This is a genomic window from Rahnella sp. PD12R (genome assembly GCF_019200965.1).
Taxonomy (GTDB): Bacteria; Pseudomonadota; Gammaproteobacteria; order Enterobacterales; family Enterobacteriaceae; genus Rahnella; species Rahnella laticis.
Genome location: NZ_JAHTMS010000021.1, coordinates 20,410 through 27,366 on the forward strand (window position 1 = coordinate 20,410; position 6,957 = coordinate 27,366).

General features: G+C 53.4%; 7 protein-coding genes. 4 read left to right on the forward strand and 3 right to left on the reverse strand.

The annotated features are described in order from the left end of the window. Positions 1 to 89: 89 nt before the first annotated feature. Positions 90 to 749 carry a DUF1345 domain-containing protein gene (locus tag KWG64_RS24670; protein WP_195813789.1) on the reverse strand — a complete coding sequence of 220 codons (660 nt, stop codon included), beginning with the start codon at positions 747 to 749 and terminating at the stop codon, positions 90 to 92. Positions 750 to 920: 171 nt separating this feature from the next. Between KWG64_RS24670 and KWG64_RS24675 the strand changes: the two genes are divergently transcribed. Next, complete coding sequence (locus KWG64_RS24675; RefSeq protein ID WP_218523417.1) at positions 921 to 2,213, forward strand: hypothetical protein; 1,293 nt, start codon at positions 921 to 923, stop codon at positions 2,211 to 2,213. Continuing rightward, the gene (locus KWG64_RS24680) at positions 2,210 to 2,845 is read left to right on the forward strand and encodes a LysE family translocator (protein ID WP_195813791.1); all 636 of its coding nucleotides are present in this window, start codon (positions 2,210 to 2,212) and stop codon (positions 2,843 to 2,845) included. Before KWG64_RS24675 ends, KWG64_RS24680 begins: the two co-directional genes overlap by 4 nt. Here KWG64_RS24680 and KWG64_RS24685 read toward each other — a convergent pair. Both KWG64_RS24685 and KWG64_RS24690 read right to left on the reverse strand, forming a co-directional pair. Then, a complete protein-coding gene (locus KWG64_RS24685) occupies positions 2,835 to 3,644 on the reverse strand; it encodes an AraC family transcriptional regulator (protein ID WP_218523418.1) in 810 nt (269 codons plus the stop codon). The genes KWG64_RS24680 and KWG64_RS24685 overlap by 11 nt on opposite strands. A 103-nt stretch (positions 3,645 to 3,747) precedes the next feature. Then, a complete protein-coding gene (locus KWG64_RS24690; RefSeq protein WP_218523419.1) occupies positions 3,748 to 4,716 on the reverse strand; it encodes a sensor domain-containing diguanylate cyclase in 969 nt (322 codons plus the stop codon). 570 nt (positions 4,717 to 5,286) lie between these two features. On the opposite strand from KWG64_RS24690, the gene KWG64_RS24695 reads away from it, so the two are divergent. Both KWG64_RS24695 and KWG64_RS24700 read left to right on the forward strand, forming a co-directional pair. After that, positions 5,287 to 6,648 (forward strand): APC family permease, encoded by a 1,362-nt coding sequence (locus KWG64_RS24695; protein WP_195823778.1) that lies wholly within the window; start codon positions 5,287 to 5,289, stop codon positions 6,646 to 6,648. Between the two features lie 187 nt (positions 6,649 to 6,835). Then, on the forward strand, positions 6,836 to 6,957 hold a 122-nt coding region (locus tag KWG64_RS24700; RefSeq protein ID WP_218523420.1), incomplete at its 3' end, for a transposase.

The window sequence follows — 6,957 nt, forward strand, 5'->3', positions numbered from 1 at the left end:
AGTCCAAAGTTAGCCTTTTCAGACTTACAGTGAACTCTGCCGAAAATCCCCCGAAATACAGCGTATTACTTCAATCGTTAAGCCAGTAATTAGCTTAGCAATCCCGCGCCGACGTTAATGGAAAACCCGAGAATGGCCAGATTGAAGACGAACGAAATCACCGACTGCAACAGCGCAATCTGCCGCATATCGGTGGTGCCGGTCGCCACGTCGGCGGTTTGCGACGCCACGGCAATGGTGAAAGAGAAATAGAGAAAATCCCAGTAACCGGGTTCGTCAGGCTTTTCCGGGAAAATCATCGGCGTGCAGTCTTTGCTGCGCCGCAGATAGTGATGATGTGCGTAATGCATGGCGAACGACGTGGGCAGCAGCGCCCAGGAAGCAATCAGCGTGGTGGCGGTCAGCAGAATGTGCAATGCCCTCGCGGTGCCGGTGAGATCTTTAAGCGACCCCAGCTCCATCAGGATCGCCAGAATGCTCACCAGACAGGTCAGCGTCACCAGCGTCAGCACGATGCTGGCACTTTCATCCTGCGTTTTGGCGATGTGCGGAATGTCTTTCGGCTCGGTGCGCAGCATCCGCAGCCACAGGAAAAACAGGTACAGCCATGCCAGCACATTCCAGCCGATCATCAGGCGCTGCAACGTCCCAAGATGCGCGGGAAGGGCGAAAAAACAAATCAGCCCGGCAACGATTGAAATCACCAGCCGGGAACGGGCGTGCAGGTAATGACGAAGGGAAAGACTCATGATGTTAGGCGCTTAGCGAAAAAGGGATGGATACGTTAAGGGTAGACGCAGATGGCAGGCTTGTATTGGTGGCGGTTTTTACTTCCTGGCGTCTGCGCAATTTCTTCCAATACCCGGTTTCGCGGGAGTGATTTAGTAGGTTGTCTCCATTGCGCTTAAGGGTTTGAAATCATGTTTACAACCTCATTTTGGCCAGCCGCGGCGGCATATCAGGTTTCAATGATGGATCTGGATGCACCGGAAAATTTAAGTCCTAAAGCTCTGCAAACTATTCACTACTGCCTGCGTCTCACGGAAGCGATTAATCAGCTGGAAGCCGCCTGCGAAAGCCGTTTGATGGATGCGCTGCGCGAGGAAATGTCGATCCAGTGTTTCCGTCTCGCGCCGATGTTTGATGACCCTGATACCCGCCGCGGGCTGTTTTTACGCGCGGAAGTGCTGGCGGACGACAGCTGCGGGAAAACCGTGCTGCCGCAAATCGCCGGGCTGAATGAACAGCAGTTGGTGCTGGGCATCGGCAATACCTCGACGTGGGTCGGGAAATCCAAACAGAGTTTTTACTCATCGTGGTTTGGTGAACCCGCGCCGATGTTGCAGGAAATCTCCGACGTGATGGATGACTTATTCCCGGAAAGTTTGCTGTATCTGCAAAAGGAAATTGCCGGTGATTTGCTGGCGATGCCGGGTTGTGCGTACAAAATTATCAACCTGTTTGGCATTGCCGGTGAAGCCAATACCTATCCGAAACATTTCGCCTATTTCTTCCCGGAAGATGAGGGGCTGAAGTATTCGCCGGTCAAACGCACCGTGGTTTTCGCCAACACTTACCTGCAATTATTCGAACTGTCTTCGCGCACTGAAGCGGCAAAAATGGGCTGGCCGGAAGACCGGCTGCCGGACAGCCGCGTGTGCCAGCGTTATCTGATTGCGTGGTTCCGCGGGCACGACCTTGGACATTCGCTGGTGCGCAACGAGAACGTCTTCCCGAAACTCAGCAAGATTGATCGCTGGGGATCGATGATGGTGCAGGAAGCGCTGGCCGATCAGTTTGGCCTGCTGATGTGCCTCACGCCAGAGGTGGCCGGTGGTCTGCAACTCGACCGCACCGTGCTGGCGCGGATCTACTTCCTTGAAATGCTGCGCTACCTGCGTCGCGGGCCGTCGAGCTATCCCGACGCCGGGGCGGCCTGGATCCAGTTCAACTACCTGCGTGAACACGGCTGCATTGAGCTGACCGCGGATTCCATCGACTTCCACCCGGATCTTTTCTTTACCCAGATGGCGGATCTTACCCGACTGATGAGCGAAGAGTTGCTGGGTGGCGATGCGGAACGGGCAAAATATTTCATGCTGGAACGCTGCCCGCACACCAATCCGGAGGATGTCGATGTGCTGATGGCGCGTCTGGGCACCACCAATGACATGATTGAATACAACCAGTTAATTAAGAGAGTTCCGTTATGATGCCGTTTTCAAATGGATTTTTGCTCAGCCTGTCGCTGTGTCTGGACATCGGGATTGCCAATATCGCCATGATTACGCTGGCGATGCAACGCGGCTATTTTCACGGATTCTGGCTGGGCATTGGCACCTGCATCGGCGATCTGATTTACGCCGTGCTGGCGCTGGCAGGGATGACGCTGTTGCTGCAATACCAGAGCGTCCGCTGGGTGTTGTGGGTCGGCGGCTCGCTGATGCTGATGTGGTTTACCTACAAAATGATCCGCGCGGCGCTGGCTCCGGCGGGCGATCTGAACGCCGGCGATAACGGGCAACCGCGTTCGGTTATGCGCAACTTCGGTCGTGGCGTGTTGCTGGCGATGTCCTCTCCGACGGCGATCCTGTGGTTTGCCGCCGTCGGCGGGGCTCTGATTTCCCGCATGGGGCAGGGCGGCACCGTGGAGGCGTCGTGGTTCCTGACCGGATTCTTTATCGCCGGTGTGTTCTGGACGATCGTGCTGTGCTGCGTCGGCAGCTGGGGCGGAAAAATGCTCGGCACCAAAATGCTGAAATACTCTTACGTGGCGTCGGCGGCGATATTCTCCTACTTCGCGCTGTACGTGGTCATCACCGGCTACCGCGAATTTATCGTGTAACCGCGTGGCTGTGAGAGGCGTTCAGCGACAGCGAATAAAGATGGGGCGTGATCCCCATCATTTTGCGGAACGTATTGATGAAGTGGCTTTGATCGTAAAAGCCCAGTCGGATTGCCACGTCCAGCGCGTTATTGTTTTTGCGCAGCTGGTTGCGGGCTTCGAGCAGCCGCAGCTGCATATGGTATTGCAGCGGCGGCATGCCGATATGCTGGCGGAAAAGCCGGACAAAATGAAATTTACTCAGCCCGCTGATTTGCGCCAGCGTATCGAGATGTATTTTCCGCGTCAGATGGTCGCGCATAAAATCCAGCGCCAGGGTGATCGGGCGCAGCGACTGCTCCTGCTCTTTCGCCGGTTCTTCCAGCAGCGCGCCGAGCAGCCACAGCAGATTCTGTTCCTGATCTTCATCATTGAGCGTGCGTTTGTAATGGCACAGTGCGGAAAACAGCGCGGGATTACTCAGAACGCCTTCGGTCAGCACCGGCGCGTGGTGGTCTGAACGCAGATTGTGATCGACCGACACCTGACGCAGCAACGCCTGCGGAATATGTACGCTGAGGAACTCGACCTTTTCATCGCCGAACAACGAGGACTGCACCGTTGACGGGTTATAAATCGTGATATCGCCGCCGCGCACCAGCTCAGTTTTACCGTGCAGCCAGATTTCTTCCGTGCCGGTAAGGTTGGCGCTGATGACGTATTCGTCGTGGGTGTGACGCGGAAATGACGAATTACTCGCGGTCAGATGCGAGCATTCAATGTCGTTAGCCATCGTCCATTCAGAAATAGAAAGAGACACATCACCCCCATAAATCATTGCTGAGCGAAAAAAACGAACCAACCCTTTTTCTTATGCAGAATTTATAGCACAAACTTTTAACACTGAAAGCGAGGAAAATTCATCACGCGCGAAGGGGAAAAGTCTCCGTTCCCAGCATGACGCCATTCTTTCCGTGATGCTTTATTGCATACATCGCCCGGTCGGCTAGCAGCAGCGCTTCACTGAAATCATCGCTGCCGTTCACTTCATCAATCCCTATCGACGCGCCAATCTGCGCATTGCCGTTATCCAGCTCAAACGGGATCATCGCCGCATTCAGACACGCCTGTGCTACGCGTTTAATCACCGGATTGTTAAGTGAATACGGCATCAGCAGCACAAATTCATCACCGCCCAGCCGCCCCGGAATGACACCCGGCGGGCACGCTTCCTGAAAACGCTGGCTAAGACGCATCAGAACTTCATCCCCGCTGCGGTGCCCGAGCGTGTCATTCACATGCTTAAAATTATCCAGATCGATAAATGCCACGCACAGCGGCCCGGCATTTTTCAGTGCTGCAAACTGATGCTGTAACGCATGGCGGTTCGCCAGCCCGGTCAGCGGATCGTGGTTCGCCAGCGTCGCCAGCTGCTGCTCGTAATTCTTCTCTTTGGTCATATCGATGTGGGTACCCGTCACTTTCAGCGGGCGTCCGGCGTCGTCCCGTTCGGTGACGCGGCCACGATCGAGCACCCAGGTAATGGTGCCATTTTTCGCCTGCATCCGGTGCAGCGCCTCATAAAACGGCGTCTTGCCTTCCAGATGATTGTAAAAAGCCGACAGCACATCGTCCCGGTCGTCCGGGTGTAAATGCTCGCGCCAGACTTCAAAGCGCGCGCTCAGCTCCTTCGGCTGATAACCCAGCATTGATCCCCAGCGGCGGTTGTAAATCACCAGTTTTCCGCTGGGCACGTCGAGCTGCCACAAACATAAACCGGTTCCATCCAGCGCGGCACTCAGCTTGTTCCGGGCATCGTGCGCGATGCGTTTTAGCCGGGCATTGTGCTTCTTCAGGTTCTGGAGTTGTTGTAAAAGTGAGGAATCAGACATTTCTTATTTTATGAGCAAATAATCTTCATTCTTGCCACGGACCCTGATTTTGTAAACATCAGGTGTGAAAAAGACGTCAGAGGAGCGGATTTTCGGAATTTGCCCATAAGTGAAACCGGGAAAGTACAGCGGCGTTCCGGGGCGGTAAATGTTAAATAAGAAGCGCACTCGTTATTTTTAAACATGGGTTGTCGATATATTTCCGGATGCAATAACGGCGTGTTTAATTATTTTCACATTATAAAAACATTTCATTCCACCCCTTCGAAAGCGCTTTGACAATACGTGCCGGTTTTGGCGGATTATTTTATTTATTGCCTGTGTTTATCCTGAGCAGTCTTGTCATTTCGCTACTTAATCAGGCAAAATATGCGGCCCGCAAAACGGGCTGATTCACTCTTTCTTCATTAACGAAATCATTCTTCGTACAAGAAAACATTCAAAAACCAGAGGCCGGGCTTAGTACCGGATAGATATTTACTTTCAGAAATCGACAGTCTTGTCGCAAGGAAACATAAATGGTGCACCACTCTTTTTATGTGACGTCATCCGTCATGGGAAATTCACATCATGTCGGATAACATCGCAACAGGTACCCCTTCCCGCGTGGAACTGCGTAAAACTCTTACGCTGATTCCGGTTGTTATGATAGGCCTGGCCTATATGCAACCCATGACCTTGTTCGATACGTTCGGTATTGTCTCCGGCCTGACCGACGGCCATGTGCCGACGGCCTATGCCTTCGCGCTGATCGCTGTTTTATTTACGGCGCTGAGCTACGGCAAACTGGTGCGCCGCTATCCTTCTGCGGGCTCCGCTTATACTTACGCGCAAAAAGCGATTCATCCGGTTGTCGGTTTTATGGTGGGCTGGTCTTCGCTGCTCGATTACCTTTTCGCGCCGATGATTAATATTCTGCTGGCAAAAATCTATTTTGAAGCGCTGGTGCCTTCCGTGCCGTCGTGGATATTTGTCATCGTGCTGGTCGGCTTTATGACGCTGTCGAATTTACGCAGCATCAAAACCGTCGCCAATATTAATACGCTGGTCGTCGTCTTACAGATTGTGCTGATTGCCGTGATTACCGGCATGGTGATTTACGGCGTTAACCACGGCACCGGTTACGGTACGCTGGCCAGTTCGAAACCGTTCTGGGGCGAAAATACCCATACTGTGCCGCTGATTACCGGCGCAACCATTCTGTGCTTCTCGTTCACCGGCTTTGACGGCATCAGTAATTTGTCGGAAGAAACCAAAGATGCCGAGCGCGTGATCCCGCGGGCGATTTTCCTGACGGCGTTAATTGGCGGTGCCATCTTCATCGGCGCAACCTATTTCCTGCAACTGTATTTCCCGGACATCTCCAGCTTCAAAAACCCGGATGCCTCGCAGCCTGAAATCATGTTGCAGGTTGCCGGACGCGCCTTCCAGTTTGGCGCGCTGATTTTCTCCAGCATCACGGTTCTGGCTTCCGGCATGGCGGCGCACGCGGGCGTTTCGCGCCTGATGTACGTCATGGGCCGCGACGGCGTATTCCCGAAACGCTTTTTCGGCTACATTCATCCGAAATGGCGTACGCCGTCTTTCAACGTTTTGCTGGTTGGCGCGATTGCCCTGATGGCGATTAACTTCGATCTGGTGACGGCGACGGCGCTGATTAATTTCGGTGCGCTGGTGGCATTTACCTTCGTAAACCTGTCTGTGATTTCGCAGTTCTGGATCCGCGAGAAGCGCAACAAAACCTTACTGGACCACTTCCAGTATCTGCTTTTACCAATGTGCGGCGCGCTGACGGTCGGTGCGTTGTGGGTGAATCTGGAAGAAGGTTCGATGGTGCTGGGGCTGATCTGGGGCGCAGTCGGCTTCATCTATCTGGCCTGCGTGACCAAAAGCTTCCGCAACCCGGTTCCGCAGTACGAAGACGTGGCGTAATAAATTCATGAATAACGATGGCTCCTCCGGGAGCCATTTTTGTTGTGCACAGAAAACCCCCAGCTAGGCTGGGGGTTCAGTAAAGCTTTCAGCTTTGAGCCAGTTATAAAAACCCCTTTTGATTTGTTAAAACAGTTTGCGGTCTGGCAACTGCAAAGGTTCAACAAGAAATCAAAAGGGGGTCCCAATGAGGGACGAAAAGAGCTTAGCGCACACGCGATGGAACTGTAAATATCACATAGTTTTTGCGCCGAAGTACCGAAGAAAGGTGTTCTACGGCTGTCTCTTATACACATCTCCGAGCCCACG